Origin of the sequence: Streptococcus gwangjuense (genome assembly GCF_003627155.1) — a bacterium.
GTDB lineage: Bacteria > Bacillota > Bacilli > Lactobacillales > Streptococcaceae > Streptococcus > Streptococcus gwangjuensis.
Map to the genome: position 1 here is coordinate 1,943,945 of NZ_CP032621.1, position 16,111 is coordinate 1,960,055.

Consider the following 16,111-nt stretch of genomic DNA (forward strand, 5'->3'; position numbering starts at 1 on the left):
TGTAACGAAAACGAATACAAAAGCACAAAAATAGAGAAACTATTTATTTTTTGTTATAGTCAAAGCGAATGACTTGCTCCTGTGCATCTACATGGGCATGGACTCCAAAGGGTACAATTGCTCTTGGAGTTGCGTGGCCGACATTTAGATTATAGATAATCGGGATATTGCTCTCAATAATATCCAATAGTGCCTCTTTATAGTCGTCATAGAAAGTTTCATCCATAGGTTTTCCGACCAGGAGTCCACTGATGGCCTCAAATATACCAGTGTTCTTTAAAGTCTGCAACATCTTTTTGAAGTCTTCCGGCTCAGGCTTTTCTTCGCTTATCTCTAGCAAGAGGATCTTTCCTTCCCAGTCTGACAAGTCAGGGAAAAGTTTGTATTTTTGGCAGAGCTCCGTGCTATCTGCGTATCGAGAGTTGTCAAAGATATCGTAGAGGGATTCGAGGCAACCACCGAGGATTTTTCCCTCGAACTGGGCATTTCCTTGCAATAATTCAAAACCGGTATTTGCATGACTGACACGAGGTGTTCCCAAAGCCTTAGGACTAAAATCAGTTCGTTCCTTATACCAAACGTCACTAGGGCGGATTTCCGAGATTCTTCCCGTCTCAATCAATTCTTTGAAATAGTGGAGGCTATATGGCAACATTTCTTTGTCTAACTCACAAATGTCTGCTAAGAAGGATTGACCATAAAAAGTCTTGATTCCTAGTTTATGCAACATGAGATGGTTCATGGTTGTATCCGAGAAACCAAGAAAAATCTTTTGTTTGATAAACTTTTGTAGTTGGTCATTTTCAAAAAGATAAGGTAGTAATCGATAGGTATCGTCTCCACCGATGGCGCATAGGATCATGTCGATGCTATCATCAGAAAAGGCATGAATCAAATCCTCTGCACGCGCTTCAGGATGGTTCTTGATAAAGTCTAATCCTTTTAGCGAATGGGGCAAAAAGATAGAATTGAGTCCCAGGTCCTTGAGACGTTGGACACCCAAGTCCACTTCGTGTTTGACAAAGTCTTCTCCGATAATGCCACTAGATAAACTAACAATACCAATAGTAGAAATCATATTTTATCCTCCTAGAAATAGATTGAGCCTATTTTATCACAAAAGAGAAGAGAAAGCTATGTGGGATATCAGAAGAATACTTTAAAATCAAAAAAGTAAGTGAAAAAGCAACCGCAGCTGCAGTTGCTTTTATGATTCTTCTTAATAGCGTGTTGGTCCTGCACTTGCGCTGCGGATGTTCAAGCGTTTCTTTAGATAGAAGCGAAGGGCTAGGAGGGCTGCTCCAATAATAGCTAGTGGCAATGGAGCCAGTACTGGGTTAAGGCTAGCTGGTAGGAAGCTTGTTGCAAAGAAGACAAGCAACCAAAGGAACATAGAAGCTAGGATAACCAGTACAGATTTCCAGAAAGGTGGGCGTTGACTGCGATCCATGTCTGGTCCATAATACTGGTAAACAAAGTAGTACATCAAGTAGAAGGCAAATCCCCCAACCAGTCCAACTAATAAGAGAGTGACAAATCCATAGCCGAAAGCTTGATCTGCCGCAAAGAAAGTTGTGAGTGCGCTGACGAGGGCAAAGAGGCTAGTGATGAAAAGAGCTGAATCCATAATCATCAGTTTTGGATCATCATTTTCCTTTGGATGCTCTTTTTCATATTGTTCCTTGACAGTGAAACTATGAGCCCAATGGGTCGGTGCGCCATAGAGGGAACGAGCAGTCGTACCCTTGGCTTGCTCTTCAAGGATTTGGGGAATAACTTCCTCAAAAATAGTCTTGATTTCAGCGTCTGATTTCCCATCTTTGATGAATTGTTGGGTAGCGATGTGGACAAATTCTTGGTTTTTCTTAGTTAATTTTTGTAGATCAATCTGAGACATAGGAACTCCTCTTAGAACCATTTTTTATGGATGAGATAGAGAGTGAGCGAGACACTCATAGCAAAGGCGATAAAGACGATTAACCAAAAAGCATTTGGCTCGCCGTTTAGGGGGATTTCATTATCCTTAAAGTTCATCCCGTAGGCAGAAAAGACCATGGTTGGGATGGACATGACGATGGTCACAAGGGCCAAGGTTTTCATGATGTTGTTCTGGTTGTTGGAAATGATAGAGGCAAAGGTTTCTGTCATAGAGTGTAAGACATTTCCATAGATATCTGCCATCTCGATGGCCTGTTGGGTTTCAATCAGGGTATCTTCAAGCAGGTCTTCGTCCTCAAGGTATTTCTTGATATTGCTGGTTGAGCTGGTCAATTTCTTAATCACGCGCTCATTTGTTTTAAGTGAGGCTTTGAAATAGACGATGGTTTTTTCCAATTCCATGAGCTCAATCAATTCTTCATTACGAGTTGATTGATGCAGTTGACTTTCGATTTGTTCACTCTTACGGTCAATCGAACGAAGGGCTGTTAGGTAAAGCTCTGCATTGCGATAGAGAATCTGAAAGATAAAACGCGAACGCATGAAAGTGTAGAAATTACGCAATCGACGGTTGATAAAGACATCGAGGACAGGTAGTGGTTCCAAACAAGTAGTGATAATGGTTTCCTCGGTGATGATAATACCAAGCGGGATGGTTACGTAGTAGGTGCGGTTATTTCTTTCTTCTGTGACCGGCACGTCAACGATAATCAGGGTGTACTCGTCTTCAATCGTAATACGAGACATTTCTTCCGCATCGAGCGGTGCTCGAAGGTCGGCAATATCAATATCGAAGGCGTTAGCGATTTCGAGTGATTCATTTTGAGTCGGATTAACGAGATTGATCCAAGTACCCGGTTCAAGCGTATCGATCTCTTTAAATTCAGTTGTTGTAGAGAGAAAAACTTGTTTCATATCCCTTATCCTTTCTCATTTTTCAGATTTTTTCACACCGTACTATTATACTATAAATTCAGCCTTTTGGGTAATAGAATCTCACTTTTTTTGGTATAATGGTAAGCAATAATGGACTAGAAAGAACAAAGATGCAAGATAAAATTGTCATTCATGGGGCGCGTGCCCATAATTTAAAAAATATTGACGTGGAAATTCCACGAGACAAGCTGGTTGTAGTGACTGGTTTGTCAGGTTCAGGGAAATCCAGTCTGGCCTTTGACACCCTCTATGCGGAGGGACAACGTCGCTATGTGGAGAGTCTGTCAGCCTATGCTCGCCAGTTCTTGGGAAATATGGAGAAGCCTGATGTAGATGCTATTGATGGTCTCAGCCCAGCTATTTCCATCGACCAGAAAACGACTAGTAAAAATCCTCGCTCGACGGTGGGAACAACGACTGAAATCAATGACTATCTGCGTCTCCTCTATGCGCGTGTGGGGACGCCTTACTGTATCAACGGGCATGGAGCTATCAAGGCTTCTTCTGTGGAGCAAATCGTGGATAAGGTTTTAGAATTGCCTGAACGCCAGCGCTTGCAGATTTTGGCCCCTGTCATCCGCAAGAAAAAAGGACAGCACAAGAGCGTTATTGAAAAGATTCAGAAAGATGGTTATGTCCGTGTCCGTGTGGATGGGGAAGTATATGATGTGACCGAAGTGCCAGAGTTGTCTAAGAGCAAGCAACATAATATAGATGTCGTGGTTGATCGTATCGTTATCAAGGAGGGCATTCGTAGTCGTCTCTTTGATTCCATTGAGGCTGCCCTTCGTATCTCAGAAGGTTATGTCATTATCGACACGATGGACGATTCGGAGTTACTGTTCTCTGAGCATTATGCTTGTCCAGTTTGTGGCTTTACTGTTCCAGAGCTAGAGCCACGTCTCTTCTCATTCAATGCTCCTTTTGGTTCTTGTAGTGAGTGTGACGGCTTGGGCATCAAGCTGGAGGTGGACACTGATTTGGTGGTGCCAGATGCCAGCAAAACCTTACGTGAGGGAGCCTTGGCTCCTTGGAATCCTATCTCATCCAACTACTATCCAAACATGCTAGAGCAGGCTATGACAGCCTTTGGAGTGGATATGGATAAGCCTTTTGAGGACTTGTCAGAAGAAGATAAGAACTTGATTCTCTATGGGTCAGATGGCAAGGAATTCCATTTCCACTATGAGAATGAATTTGGTGGTGTGCGCGATATTGACATTCCTTTTGAGGGAATTGTCAATAATATCAAGCGTCGCTATCACGAGACAAACAGCGATTACACCCGCACCCAGATGCGCCTCTACATGAATGAGCTGACCTGCGGAACCTGTCACGGTTACCGTCTCAATGATCAGGCCTTGTCTGTCCGTGTGGGTGGCGAGCAAGGGCCACATATCGGAGAAATTTCAGACCTGTCTATCGCAGACCACTTAGACTTGGTGAGCCAGCTGACCTTGTCTGAAAATGAAGCCATCATCGCTCGTCCCATTCTCAAGGAAATCAAGGATCGTTTGACCTTCCTTAATAACGTGGGTCTTAACTATCTGACTCTGTCTCGCTCAGCAGGAACCCTTTCAGGTGGGGAAAGTCAGCGTATTCGTTTGGCAACCCAGATTGGTTCTAACCTATCAGGTGTCCTCTATATCCTAGATGAGCCGTCAATCGGTCTTCACCAGAGGGATAATGACCGTCTGATTGCCAGTCTCAAAAAGATGCGTGACTTGGGCAATACTCTTATCGTGGTGGAACATGACGAAGATACCATGCGTGAGGCGGATTATCTGGTTGACGTTGGTCCCGGTGCCGGTGTTTTTGGTGGGGAGATTGTTGCTGCAGGTACGCCTAAACAGGTAGCTCGTAACAGTAAGTCTATCACAGGCCAGTACTTGTCAGGTAAACGTGCTATTCCAGTGCCAACAGAGCGCCGTACTGGTAATGGTCGTTTTATCGAAGTGACAGGAGCGCGTGAGAACAACTTGCAAAATGTCACAGCTCGCTTTCCACTAGGAAAATTCATCGCAGTGACAGGGGTATCAGGTTCAGGGAAATCGACCCTAATCAATAGTATCCTCAAAAAAGCGATTGCCCAAAAGCTCAACCGCAATTCAGACAAACCAGGTAAATTCAAAACCATTACAGGGATTGAGCATGTAGACCGCTTGATTGACATTGACCAGAGTCCAATCGGGCGAACGCCGAGGTCCAACCCAGCTACCTATACAGGAGTTTTTGACGATATACGTGACCTTTTTGCTCAAACAAACGAAGCCAAGATTCGTGGTTACAAGAAGGGACGTTTTAGTTTCAACGTTAAGGGAGGTCGTTGTGAAGCCTGCTCAGGCGACGGGATCATTAAGATTGAGATGCACTTCTTGCCAGATGTTTATGTAGCTTGTGAGGTCTGCCACGGAACCCGCTACAACAGTGAAACCCTAGAAGTTCACTACAAGGAAAAAAATATCTCGCAGGTCTTGGACATGACTGTCAACGATGCGGTAGAATTCTTCCAACATATTCCTAAAATTCAACGCAAACTTCAGACCATCAAGGATGTAGGGTTGGGCTATGTGACGCTAGGTCAACCAGCTACCACTCTTTCTGGGGGAGAAGCCCAGCGTATGAAGTTGGCTAGTGAACTCCACAAACGATCGACAGGAAAATCTTTCTACATTCTGGATGAGCCAACGACAGGACTCCATACAGAGGATATCGCTCGCTTGCTTAAGGTTTTAGCTCGCTTTGTTGACGATGGCAATACAGTCCTTGTTATCGAGCACAATCTAGATGTTATTAAGACTGCAGACCATATCATTGACCTAGGTCCAGAAGGTGGTGTCGGTGGTGGAACCATCATCGCAACAGGAACTCCAGAAGAAGTAGCGGCCAACGAAGCCAGCTACACAGGACAGTATTTGAAAGGAAAGTTACATCATGAATAAACGTGTACAAGCATTTATAGCTAAAATGCAAGAAAAAGAACTAGATGGCATCATCATCAATAACCTTAAAAACGTCTATTACCTGACTGGTTTTTGGGGCTCAAACGGAACAGTCTTCATCAGCCGTGACCGTCAGGTCTTGGTGACAGACTCTCGCTATATCATTGCAGCTAAGCAAGAAACCAGTGGTTTTGAGATTGTGGCTGACCGTGATGAATTGGCTGTCATTGCCGGAATTGTCAAGGACATGGGCTTGTCTCGAATCGGTTTTGAGGACGAGATTTCAGTGTCTTATTATCACCGTATGCAGGCAACCTTTGAAGGAATTGACTTGCTTCCACAGACTCAGTTTGTTGAAGGTCTTCGAATGATTAAGGATGAAGCGGAGATTGCAGCTATTCGCAAGGCTTGTTCTATATCAGACCAAGCTTTCCGCGATGCACTTGACTTTATCAAACCAGGAAAGACTGAGATTGAGATTGCCAACTTCCTTGACTTCCGCATGCGTGAGTTGGGAGCATCTGGCTTGTCTTTTGACACCATTCTAGCTAGCGGTATCAATTCTTCTAAACCCCATGCCCATCCAATGCACAAACCAGTGGAATTGGGAGAAGCCATTACTATGGACTTCGGTTGCCTTTATGACCACTATGTCAGTGATATGACACGGACTATCTATCTGGGGCATGTCAGCGATGAGCAGGCAGAGATTTACAATACGGTTCTCAAAGCCAACCAAGCCTTGATTGACCAGGCTAAGGCAGGATTAAGTTTCCGAGACTTTGACAAAATTCCTCGTGATATTATCATTGAGGCAGGTTATGGCGACTACTTTACTCACGGTATCGGACACGGTATTGGACTGGATATTCATGAGGAACCATACTTTAGCCAGACTTCTACAGAAACTATTAAGGCAGGTATGGCCTTGACAGATGAGCCAGGTATCTATATCGAAGGCAAATATGGCGTTCGTATCGAGGATGATATCCTGATTACAGAGTCAGGTTGTGAATTATTGACCCTTGCTCCAAAAGAGTTGATAGTCATTTAATGGTCAAGCAGCTCAAATGATTGACTTTTAAATTTTAAAGGTTTATACTGAAAGACGAAAACGGTAGGTGAGGCTACCATAGGGATACGGATGACTACCGCAAAGCAGTGGAGACACTACTCGTTGGTCAACAGTCCTGGTCGCGAAGGCCAAGACTAAGCTCATTACATTGCCCTATGGAGTTAAAGCTTGAACGAAAAACAGATAGTTAGTTTTTTAATCCTGCCATTTTATGGTGGGATTTTCTACTGTTTAAATCAAAGAAAGGAGATAGACGATGCAAATTGATGATCATCCGGAACCGCACATACACAGCCAATCGCTGATTTGTGTCGTTCTGCCCTTATAAAGTGATTGGTCTCTGTGTATGAAACACATCATTCATACAGATAGGAGAAACCAATGAAAACTACAAAAGAAAGATTAGCAACAGCTATTCATACATCTTTAAACGAAACTCTATCTTTTTATAAGACAAGTCTAACAGGATTGACTGAGGAGCAGGTGGAGAAAAATCGTGACCTCTATGGCGAAAATACCATCACAAAGGGTCAAGAAGACAGTATCCTCAAAAAGATTTACGAATCCATTATCAATCCTTTTACGATCATCTTGCTGGTCATCGCCGTGATTTCCTTGGTGACCAATGTCTGGTTGGCAAAACCAGGTCAAGAGGATCCGACGACTTCTATTATCATCGTTGTCCTAGTCCTCATTTCTGGTGGCATACGCTTTGTCCAAGAACTCCGTAGTGATAAGGCTGCGACCAATCTATCAAAAATGATTGTCAACACAGCGACTGTCATTCGTCAAGGAGAAATCCAAGAAGTACCTATCGATGATTTGGTAGTGGGTGACGTGGTTAAATTAAGCGCTGGAGACATGATTCCAGCAGATCTTCTTTTATTTGAGTCGCGTGATTTCTTTGTACAACAGTCGGGCTTGACAGGTGAAAGTGAATCGGTTGAAAAATTGGCCTTGACCAAGGCAACAGTTCAACAATCTGATAGTCTGGTAGAAGCAGAAGCGCTCGCCTTTATGGGAACCAATGTCTTGTCTGGTAGTGCTAAGGCCGTGGTTTTGGCGGTTGGTGATGATACCATGATGGGGGCCATTGAGCAGACTTTGAACACCTATGACGAGCCTACTTCATTTGAGCGAGAGATGAATAGTATTTCGTGGCTCTTGATTCGTTTGATGCTGGTCATGGTGCCCATCGTTTTCTTGTCTAATGGTTTGACAGATGGAGATTGGTTAGAAGCTGGCGTATTTGCACTGAGTGTCGGTGTTGGACTGACACCTGAGATGCTACCTATGATTATTACCGCTAGCCTAGCAAAGGGTTCTATTATCATGGCCAAGGAAAAAGTGGTTATCAAAAAACTCAATGCCATACAGGACTTAGGGGCGATTGATATTTTGTGTACAGATAAGACAGGAACTCTAACCCAAGACGAAATCGTTCTAGAATATCCCTTGGACATCCACGGACGCTTGGATTTGACTGTCTTGAGACGAGCTTATCTCAATTCTTATTTTCAAACGGGCTTGAAAAATTTGATGGACAGAGCCATCATCAAACGGACTGAAAAGGAAGCCAAAGAACACGCCCTCTTGCAAAATCTAGCTCAAACCTTTCAAAAAATAGATGAGCTCCCCTTTGATTTTGAACGTAGACGGATGAGTGTTATCGTTAAGGATGAACACGAAGTTGTTAGTTTAGTAACCAAGGGTGCTCTAGAGGAAATGTTGACGATTTCCAGTTATGCGGAATACCAAGGAGTGATTACTCCTTTGACAGATGTTATTAGAGAAGAAATTTTATCAGAAGTCAGACAACTAAATCAACAAGGTTTGCGTGTCTTGGGAGTGGCCTATAAGTCAGGTTTGAGGGAAGGTCATGCCTATACAGTTGATGACGAAGGGGATATGATTCTAACTGGTTACTTGGCCTTCCTAGATCCTCCTAAACCATCTGCAGCACCAGCAATTAAGGCTCTGTTAGAACATGGGGTTCAAACAAAGATTTTGACGGGAGACAACGAAAAAGTTACCCAAGCAGTCTGTGAAAAGGTTGGTTTGGATATCAATCAGATGCTGTTAGGATCTGAAATTGATCAGATGAGCGATCAAGAATTGGCCCAAGCCGTAGAGGAGGTAACAGTCTTTGCCAAACTTTCACCTGACCAAAAAGCGAGGATTATTTTGCAATTTAAGGCTAATGGTCATGCTGTCGGCTATATGGGAGATGGGATCAATGATGCCCCTTCCATGAAAGTCTCAGATGTGGGGATTTCTGTTGATACAGCAGTAGATATTGCCAAAGAAACAGCTGATGTTATCCTACTTGATAAGGATCTCATGGTGCTTGAAAAAGGACTTGTTGAAGGTCGTAAGGTCTATGCCAATATGACCAAATATATCAAAATGACAGTGAGTTCTAATTTTGGGAATATCTTATCCCTTTTGGTTTCTGGAATCTTTTTACCATTTTTACCGATGGCTCCAGTCCATTTAATTATCCTAAATCTAGTCTATGATTTGTCTTGTATTGCCTTGCCTTTTGACAAGGTGGATAAAGATTTTTTGAGAAATCCGCATACCTGGGAAGCTAAGTCCATCACACGTTTCATGATTTGGATGGGACCTATCTCTTCCGCCTTTGATATTTTGACCTTTATTTTGCTCTATTTTATCATTGTACCCATGACAACAGGTCAAGCTTATGTCCATGGAGCGGAGTCTGCCGTAGGATTTATTGTCTTGTTTCAGACAGGTTGGTTTATCGAGTCCATGTGGTCGCAGACTATGGTTATCCATATGTTGCGTTCAGCCAAAATTCCTTTTTTACAAAGTCGTCCAGCTTGGCTAGTCCTTGTGACAACCTTATTGGCTGCAGCCTTTGTGACCTTCCTTCCCTACAGTCCACTAGCTAGCCTTCTTCATCTAACTCCTTTGAAGCCGATCTATTTCATCTTTTTGCTTTTCATCATCATTTTGTACATGATTAGCGTGACAATTGTGAAAAAAATCTATATCAATAAATATAAAGAATGGCTGTAAATTTCATTTTGTCAAGAAAAAAGTACGAAAATGACGAAAAAAGTCAAAAAAATTTAAAAATAGGTCGCAAGTCGGATGTTTTTTATGGTATAATAGACTAAACTGATAGTAACATGTAGCGAAAGGGGTAGGTACATGATTAAAATTTATACAGTCTCAAGTTGTACTAGCTGTAAAAAAGCAAAAACCTGGCTCAATGCCCACCAGTTAAGTTATAAAGAACAAAACCTTGGTAAAGAAGGAATTACGAGAGAAGAATTACTGGATATTCTGACAAAAACAGATAACGGAATAGCCAGCATCGTTTCGTCTAAAAATCGCTATGCCAAAGCCCTTGGAGTGGATATTGAAGATTTGAGTGTCAACGAAGTCCTCAATCTGATTATGGAAACACCGAGAATTTTAAAGAGCCCAATCCTTGTAGATGAAAAACGCCTGCAAGTTGGCTATAAGGAAGATGATATTCGTGCCTTCCTACCACGCTCTGTCCGTAATGTAGAAAATGCAGAAGCACGTTTGCGTGCAGCTCTATAAACATCAAGGCTGGGAGTGCTTCCTAGCCTTGTTTGCTCTTTTAATTCAAAAATGATGTGAGGAATTATGAAAAAAATACTGATTACAAGTTTTGCACTACTTTTCTTGCTTGCTGGATGTGGACAAAAAAAAGCGACAACTGCGTCCTCTAGCAGTAAATCTGAAACGTTACAGTCAACTTTACCTGTCCTAGAGAATGCTGAGAAGAATACAGTAGTTACAAAAACATTTATGCTACCGAAGTCAACAGACGGCAGTCAGCAGATTCAAACAGTCACATATAAAGGAAAACAATTTTTAAGTTTGACTATTATTCAAAAAAGACCAGTTACCGATGAATTGAAGACTTTTGTAACTGAGCATGGTGTAGAGGCAACCCAAAAAGCACTCATTGAAGCTGAAGGTAAAGATACCTCAATTCAGGAAGCGCGCAAGTTGCCAGGTTTTACACTTGAGACGAAGCTACTAAGTGAAACAGAAATTCAAACAACAACTACTTATGATTTTCAGGTTTTAGATATCAAAAAAGCTTCACAGGTTGAATATTTAAAGAATATTGGCTTGGAAAATCTTTTGAAAAATGAACCGAGTCAATATGTAGCAGACAGATTGGCAAATGGTGCGACAGAACAGTAGAAAATCCAAATAAATAGACTGCCTGAATTGTAGAACGTAAGGAATTATGCTATAATGGTACTATTCTAAGGAAAGAGGGTGTTAGAATGGGATTTACTGAAGAAACAGTACGTTTTAAATTGGACGATTCCAATAAAAAAGAAATTAGCGAAACTCTGACTGATGTTTATGCTTCGTTGAACGATAAGGGCTACAACCCAATTAACCAAATCGTAGGTTACGTATTGAGTGGAGACCCTGCCTACGTTCCTCGTTATAATAATGCACGAAATCAAATCCGTAAGTATGAGCGTGATGAAATCGTTGAGGAATTAGTCCGCTACTACCTTAAAGGACAAGGAGTCGATCTATAACCTATGAGAATTATGGGATTGGACGTCGGTTCAAAAACGGTAGGGGTGGCGATTAGCGATCCGCTTGGTTTTACAGCTCAAGGACTTGAAATCATCCAAATCAATGAGGAGCAAGGTCAATTTGGTTTTGACCGCGTTAAGGAGTTGGTTGATACTTACAAGGTGGAACGATTTGTAGTGGGCTTGCCTAAAAACATGAACAATACAAGCGGACCGCGCGTGGAAGCTAGTCAAGCCTACGGAGCAAAGCTGGAAGAGCTTTTTGGTTTACCAGTAGACTATCAAGATGAACGCTTGACAACAGTTGCCGCAGAGCGTATGTTGATTGAACAAGCAGATATTAGCCGTAACAAGCGCAAGAAAGTCATTGATAAATTAGCAGCTCAGCTGATTTTACAAAATTATTTAGATAGAAAATTTTAATACAAAGGAGAGGCTATGTCACACGATCATAACCACGACCACGAAGAACGTGAACTAATCACACTAGTAGATGAGCAAGGAAATGAAACCTTGTTTGAAATCCTTTTGACCATTGACGGAAAAGAAGAATTTGGTAAAAACTATGTTCTTCTAGTACCAGTTAATGCAGAAGAAGACGAAGACGGACAAGTTGAAATCCAAGCTTACTCGTTCATCGAAAACGAAGATGGAACAGAAGGCGAATTGCAACCAATTCCAGAAGACTCAGAAGACGAATGGAACATGATTGAAGAAGTCTTCAACAACTTTATGGAGGAGTGATACAGTCTGGGAGACTGTATCACCCCAACTCCTAGAAATTAGAAGAGTTGGAACATCCAGTGGACGTTTTTAGCCCAGTTCCTTAAAATAAGAGAGAACTGGTGTGTTCAGTGAACATTTTTACCCTTACGCTAAAAATAAAGACCGTAAGTAAGTCTGGGAGACTGTATCAGCCCAACTCCCAGAAATTGGGAAGAGTTGGAACGTCCGGGGGACGTTTTTAGCCCTGCGCTAGAAATTAGAAACGCAGGCACATTCAGTGGACGTGTTTACCCCACGTTAACTTCATAGTAGCTAGTTATTAGCTAACCAGGTAAGAGGTCGGGACGAAAATCCTGGCCTCGTTTTTGTTAGTTATGAGACTTTATTGAGGCAGTTGATTGAACCTGTAATTAAGGAGATGTATATGTTTGAAGTAGAAGAATGGCTCCATAGTCGAATTGGTTTGAATTTTCGATCAGGTTTGGGCCGAATGCAACAAGCGGTGGATTTGTTGGGGAATCCCGAGAAGTCTTATCCTATTATTCATGTAACCGGGACTAATGGAAAAGGATCTACCATTGCTTTTATGAGGGAGTTATTTATGGGGCATGGCAAAAAAGTTGCGACCTTTACCTCCCCTCATATCGTCTCTATCAATGATCGAATCTGCATTAACGGGCAACCAATAGCTGATGCAGACTTCATCCGTTTGGCTAATCAGGTCAAGGAGATGGAGAAAACGCTTCTGCAAACCCATGATCAGTTGTCCTTTTTTGAATTGCTGACCTTGATTGCTTTTCTTTATTTTAGGGAGCAAGAGGTGGATTTGGTTTTATTAGAAGTGGGAATTGGTGGCTTACTTGATACGACTAATGTGGTAACTGGAAAGATTGCTGTTATCACATCCATCGGGCTAGACCATCAGGAAACCTTGGGTGATAGTCTAGAAGCAATCGCAGAGCAGAAAGCTGGTATTTTCAAGGCTGGTAAAAAGGCAGTGATTGCTAAGTTGCCTTCAGAAGCTAGGCTTGTTTGTCAGAAAAAAGCAGACTCTTTAGCTGTTGACCTTTATCAGGCAGGTCAGGATTTTTCAATGCTGAATGGGGATTTTTCAAGCTCTTTGGCTAACCTTTCACAGTTGAAAATAGGTTTAGAAGGAGCTTATCAGCAGGAAAATGCGGCCTTAGCGTTGCAAACTTTTCTTCTCTTTATGAGGGAAGGAAAGGAAGTTGTTGATGAACAGGCTGTAAGACAAGCTTTGAATCAGACCCATTGGGCTGGGCGTTTGGAGCGTATTCGTCCTCAGATTTACTTGGACGGTGCTCATAACCTCCCTGCCTTGACTCGCTTGGTTGAATTTATTAAAGAAAAAGAGCAGGAAAGATATCGTCCTCAAATCCTATTTGGAGCCTTGAAACGGAAGGATTATCAAGGGATGTTGGCTTATCTGACTGAAAAATTGCCTCAGGTGGAACTCAAGGTGACCGGCTTTGACTATCAAGGTTCTTTGGATGAAACAGATGTAACAGGTTACGATATAGTTCCTTCTTACCGAGAATTTATTAGCAATTTTGAAGCAAGAGCAGATGCCCAGGCCTTGTTGTTCGTTACAGGATCTCTCTATTTTATCTCAGAAGTACGGGGCTATCTACTGGGGCATGAGCAGATAAATTGACCTCCTTTTTTGAACTTGTTATACTAGGAAAACTGCCAGTTAGGAAAAACTTCTGTAAATTGGTAGCAGAAAGGAAATTCATCATGAAATTAAAAAGATTCACACTTTCTCTTGCTTCTCTAGCAAGTCTTAGTCTCTTAGTAGCTTGTTCACAAAGAGCTCAACAAGTTCAACAACCAGCAACTCAATTGCAAACACAACAAACTCAGCAATCACAAGCTGCTGTTTCATCTTCTACAGAAAATAGCAACCAGGCAGCAACAAGTTCTTCACAAAATGCGCCTGAGGCTCAACCAACTAATATTGATGGAACTTATACTGGTCAGGACGAAGGAGACCGTATCACTTTAGTGGTAACTGGAACAACTGGTACATGGACACAGGTGGAAACTGATGGTGAACAAGAAATCAAGCAGGTTAGCTTTGATGCCGCTAATCAACGCATGATTATTGGGGATGACGTCAAGATTTATGCAATCAATGGAAATCAGATGATTATCGACGATATGGATAGAGAAGCGTCTGATCGCATCGTTTTATCAAAATAGACTAGAAGGAGACTGGTTTTGTCAGTCTCTTTTGCTTTTACTCAGAAAAATGATTATAAATACTTGCCTTCTACCGAATACCTGAGTTATACTAGTATCAATTACCTGTTTTTAGCATTCAAACTATCAAGGAGGGGATATGAAATATAGAAAACTTCAATTATTGATGTCCAAGTATGGCTTTAGTCTTTCGATTATGCTACTTGAACTGTGTCTTGTTTTTGGTCTCTTTCTCTATTTAGGGCGCATGGCCCCTATTCTATGGGTAATTGTCTTGATTTTTATGAGTATGGCGACTATTGTCGCAATTGTCAATCGTTCAATGGCGCCTGAAAGTAAAGTAATGTGGTTAGTGGTAACTTTTGTTCCTGTTATTGGTCCTTTGCTATATCTGATGTTTGGTGAAAGACGATTATCCAAAAAAGAAATCAAGCAGTTGAACAGACTTGGTTCCATGCATTTTCGGGAGGATAACAGTAAAGCTCTCCGCCAGAAATTGAAGGAAGATGATAAGGCGGCTTACGGAGTTATCAAATCTTTGCTAAGTATGGATAGCAATGCCGATGTCTATGATCGAACAGATTCACAATTCTTTTCTTCGGGTGAAAGCATGTGGCAACATATGTTGGAAGACCTCAAGAAAGCTGAGAAATTTATCTTTCTAGAGTACTATATTGTCGAAGAAGGTCTGATGTGGAATAGTATACTAGATATACTAGAGCAAAAGGCAGCTCAGGGTGTAGAGGTCAAGATGCTCTATGATGATATCGGTTGTATGGCGACTTTACCTGGAGACTATACTGTTCAGCTTCGTAGTCGAGGAATTGAAGCCCATAAGTTTAACAAGGTGATTCCTCGTTTGACGGTAGCTTATAATAATCGAGACCATCGTAAAATCCTTGTTATAGATGGTCAGGTAGCTTATACAGGAGGCATTAACTTAGCCGATGAGTATATCAACCATGTAGAACGCTTTGGTTATTGGAAGGATAGTGGGATTCGCATAGATGGCCCTGGTGTCAAGGCTCTAACCCGTCTCTTTTTGATGACTTGGTACATCAATCGTGGGGAAATCAGTGATTTTGACCAGTATCACTTGGAAAACCAGCCTTGTTCTGGCCAAGGGCTCTGCATTCCTTACGGTAGTGGACCCAAGCCCATCTTCCGTACCCAGGTAGGGAAAAAAGTTTATCAAAGTTTGATTAATCAGGCTACTGATTCAGTCTATATCACAACACCCTATTTGATTATTGACTATGATTTAACTGAGAGTATTAAAAATGCAGCCATGAGGGGTGTTGATGTCCGCATCGTGACTCCTTTCATTCCGGATAAAAAATTAATCCAGCTCATAACAAGAGGGGCTTATCCGGATCTTTTGTCAGCAGGAGTCAGGATTTTTGAGTATAGTCCAGGCTTTATCCACAGTAAACAAATCCTAGTGGATAAGGATTTTGCTGTAGTTGGAACGATTAATTTAGATTATAGAAGTTTACTTCATCACTATGAAGATGCAGTTTTGCTATATAAAACGGCATCAATCACAGAGATTCAAAAAGACTTTCAGGAGATTTTTTCAGTATCTCAAGAAATTTTCCCTCATACGATAAAAAATAGCTGGTATCAGAAATTGATTAAGGAAATTGCCCAGTTATTCGCCCCTATCTTATAAGAAATCTAGGACTTAGGATACAACCCAGTCCTAT

General features: G+C 41.8%; 14 protein-coding genes and 1 riboswitch. Of the genes, 11 read left to right on the plus strand and 3 right to left on the minus strand.

Annotated elements, in window-relative coordinates; all coding sequences use genetic code 11:
• Positions 1–43 precede the first annotated feature (43 nt).
• From D7D53_RS09790 to D7D53_RS09800, 3 genes are all read right to left on the minus strand, one after another.
• On the minus strand, positions 44–1,078 hold the full coding sequence (locus D7D53_RS09790; RefSeq protein ID WP_120770826.1) for a S66 family peptidase: 1,035 nt from the start codon (positions 1,076–1,078) through the stop codon (positions 44–46).
• A gap of 141 nt (positions 1,079–1,219) precedes the next feature.
• Positions 1,220–1,897, minus strand: a complete 678-nt coding sequence (locus D7D53_RS09795) for a DUF1129 domain-containing protein (protein WP_120770827.1) — start codon at positions 1,895–1,897, stop codon at positions 1,220–1,222.
• A gap of 11 nt (positions 1,898–1,908) precedes the next feature.
• Positions 1,909–2,853, minus strand: coding sequence for a magnesium transporter CorA family protein (locus tag D7D53_RS09800; RefSeq protein WP_000815623.1), 945 nt, complete (start codon positions 2,851–2,853; stop codon positions 1,909–1,911).
• A 131-nt stretch (positions 2,854–2,984) separates the two neighbouring features.
• Between D7D53_RS09800 and uvrA the strand changes: the two genes are divergently transcribed.
• The 11 genes from uvrA to cls all read left to right on the plus strand — a co-directional run bounded on the left by uvrA (position 2,985) and on the right by cls (position 16,077).
• On the plus strand, positions 2,985–5,816 hold the full coding sequence (gene uvrA / locus D7D53_RS09805; protein ID WP_120770828.1) for an excinuclease ABC subunit UvrA: 2,832 nt from the start codon (positions 2,985–2,987) through the stop codon (positions 5,814–5,816).
• On the plus strand, positions 5,809–6,870 hold the full coding sequence (locus tag D7D53_RS09810) for a M24 family metallopeptidase (protein ID WP_120770829.1): 1,062 nt from the start codon (positions 5,809–5,811) through the stop codon (positions 6,868–6,870). Before uvrA ends, D7D53_RS09810 begins: the two co-directional genes overlap by 8 nt.
• 56 nt (positions 6,871–6,926) lie before the next feature.
• Positions 6,927–7,079: riboswitch (M-box (ykoK) riboswitch) on the plus strand.
• A 193-nt stretch (positions 7,080–7,272) separates the two neighbouring features.
• Positions 7,273–9,933: a magnesium-translocating P-type ATPase gene (gene mgtA / locus D7D53_RS09815; protein WP_120770830.1), complete on the plus strand. Its 2,661-nt coding sequence runs from the start codon at positions 7,273–7,275 to the stop codon at positions 9,931–9,933.
• A gap of 135 nt (positions 9,934–10,068) precedes the next feature.
• A complete protein-coding gene (gene spx, locus D7D53_RS09825; protein ID WP_000591165.1) occupies positions 10,069–10,467 on the plus strand; it encodes a transcriptional regulator Spx in 399 nt (132 codons plus the stop codon).
• A 66-nt stretch (positions 10,468–10,533) separates the two neighbouring features.
• Entirely contained in the window at positions 10,534–11,103 is a 570-nt protein-coding gene (locus D7D53_RS09830; protein ID WP_042751756.1) for an SP0191 family lipoprotein, read from the plus strand.
• Positions 11,104–11,189: 86 nt separating this feature from the next.
• The gene (locus tag D7D53_RS09835) at positions 11,190–11,456 is read left to right on the plus strand and encodes an IreB family regulatory phosphoprotein (RefSeq protein ID WP_000507059.1); all 267 of its coding nucleotides are present in this window, start codon (positions 11,190–11,192) and stop codon (positions 11,454–11,456) included.
• Between the two features lie 3 nt (positions 11,457–11,459).
• Positions 11,460–11,879, plus strand: coding sequence for a Holliday junction resolvase RuvX (gene ruvX, locus D7D53_RS09840; protein ID WP_004239076.1), 420 nt, complete (start codon positions 11,460–11,462; stop codon positions 11,877–11,879).
• Positions 11,880–11,894: 15 nt separating this feature from the next.
• Positions 11,895–12,200 carry a DUF1292 domain-containing protein gene (locus tag D7D53_RS09845; protein ID WP_120770831.1) on the plus strand — a complete coding sequence of 102 codons (306 nt, stop codon included), beginning with the start codon at positions 11,895–11,897 and terminating at the stop codon, positions 12,198–12,200.
• A gap of 406 nt (positions 12,201–12,606) precedes the next feature.
• The gene (locus D7D53_RS09850) at positions 12,607–13,857 is read left to right on the plus strand and encodes a folylpolyglutamate synthase/dihydrofolate synthase family protein (RefSeq protein WP_120770832.1); all 1,251 of its coding nucleotides are present in this window, start codon (positions 12,607–12,609) and stop codon (positions 13,855–13,857) included.
• 83 nt (positions 13,858–13,940) lie between these two features.
• Positions 13,941–14,405, plus strand: a complete 465-nt coding sequence (locus D7D53_RS09855) for an SP_0198 family lipoprotein (RefSeq protein WP_120770833.1) — start codon at positions 13,941–13,943, stop codon at positions 14,403–14,405.
• Positions 14,406–14,544: 139 nt separating this feature from the next.
• Positions 14,545–16,077: a cardiolipin synthase gene (cls, locus tag D7D53_RS09860; RefSeq protein WP_120770834.1), complete on the plus strand. Its 1,533-nt coding sequence runs from the start codon at positions 14,545–14,547 to the stop codon at positions 16,075–16,077.
• The last annotated feature ends 34 nt before the right edge of the window (positions 16,078–16,111 follow it).

Bases quoted from the DNA above. Each gene is read 5' to 3' on its own strand.
- spx (WP_000591165.1), top strand. From the start codon at position 10,069: ATGATTAAAATTTATACAGTCTCAAGTTGTACTAGCTGTAAAAAAGCA.
- D7D53_RS09835 (WP_000507059.1), top strand. From the start codon at position 11,190: ATGGGATTTACTGAAGAAACAGTACGTTTTAAATTGGACGATTCCAAT.
- D7D53_RS09810 (WP_120770829.1), top strand. From the start codon at position 5,809: ATGAATAAACGTGTACAAGCATTTATAGCTAAAATGCAAGAAAAAGAA.
- D7D53_RS09795 (WP_120770827.1), bottom strand. From the start codon at position 1,897: ATGTCTCAGATTGATCTACAAAAATTAACTAAGAAAAACCAAGAATTT.
- mgtA (WP_120770830.1), top strand. From the start codon at position 7,273: ATGAAAACTACAAAAGAAAGATTAGCAACAGCTATTCATACATCTTTA.
- D7D53_RS09790 (WP_120770826.1), bottom strand. From the start codon at position 1,078: ATGATTTCTACTATTGGTATTGTTAGTTTATCTAGTGGCATTATCGGA.
- D7D53_RS09850 (WP_120770832.1), top strand. From the start codon at position 12,607: ATGTTTGAAGTAGAAGAATGGCTCCATAGTCGAATTGGTTTGAATTTT.
- uvrA (WP_120770828.1), top strand. From the start codon at position 2,985: ATGCAAGATAAAATTGTCATTCATGGGGCGCGTGCCCATAATTTAAAA.
- ruvX (WP_004239076.1), top strand. From the start codon at position 11,460: ATGAGAATTATGGGATTGGACGTCGGTTCAAAAACGGTAGGGGTGGCG.
- D7D53_RS09830 (WP_042751756.1), top strand. From the start codon at position 10,534: ATGAAAAAAATACTGATTACAAGTTTTGCACTACTTTTCTTGCTTGCT.
- D7D53_RS09855 (WP_120770833.1), top strand. From the start codon at position 13,941: ATGAAATTAAAAAGATTCACACTTTCTCTTGCTTCTCTAGCAAGTCTT.
- D7D53_RS09845 (WP_120770831.1), top strand. From the start codon at position 11,895: ATGTCACACGATCATAACCACGACCACGAAGAACGTGAACTAATCACA.
- D7D53_RS09800 (WP_000815623.1), bottom strand. From the start codon at position 2,853: ATGAAACAAGTTTTTCTCTCTACAACAACTGAATTTAAAGAGATCGAT.
- cls (WP_120770834.1), top strand. From the start codon at position 14,545: ATGAAATATAGAAAACTTCAATTATTGATGTCCAAGTATGGCTTTAGT.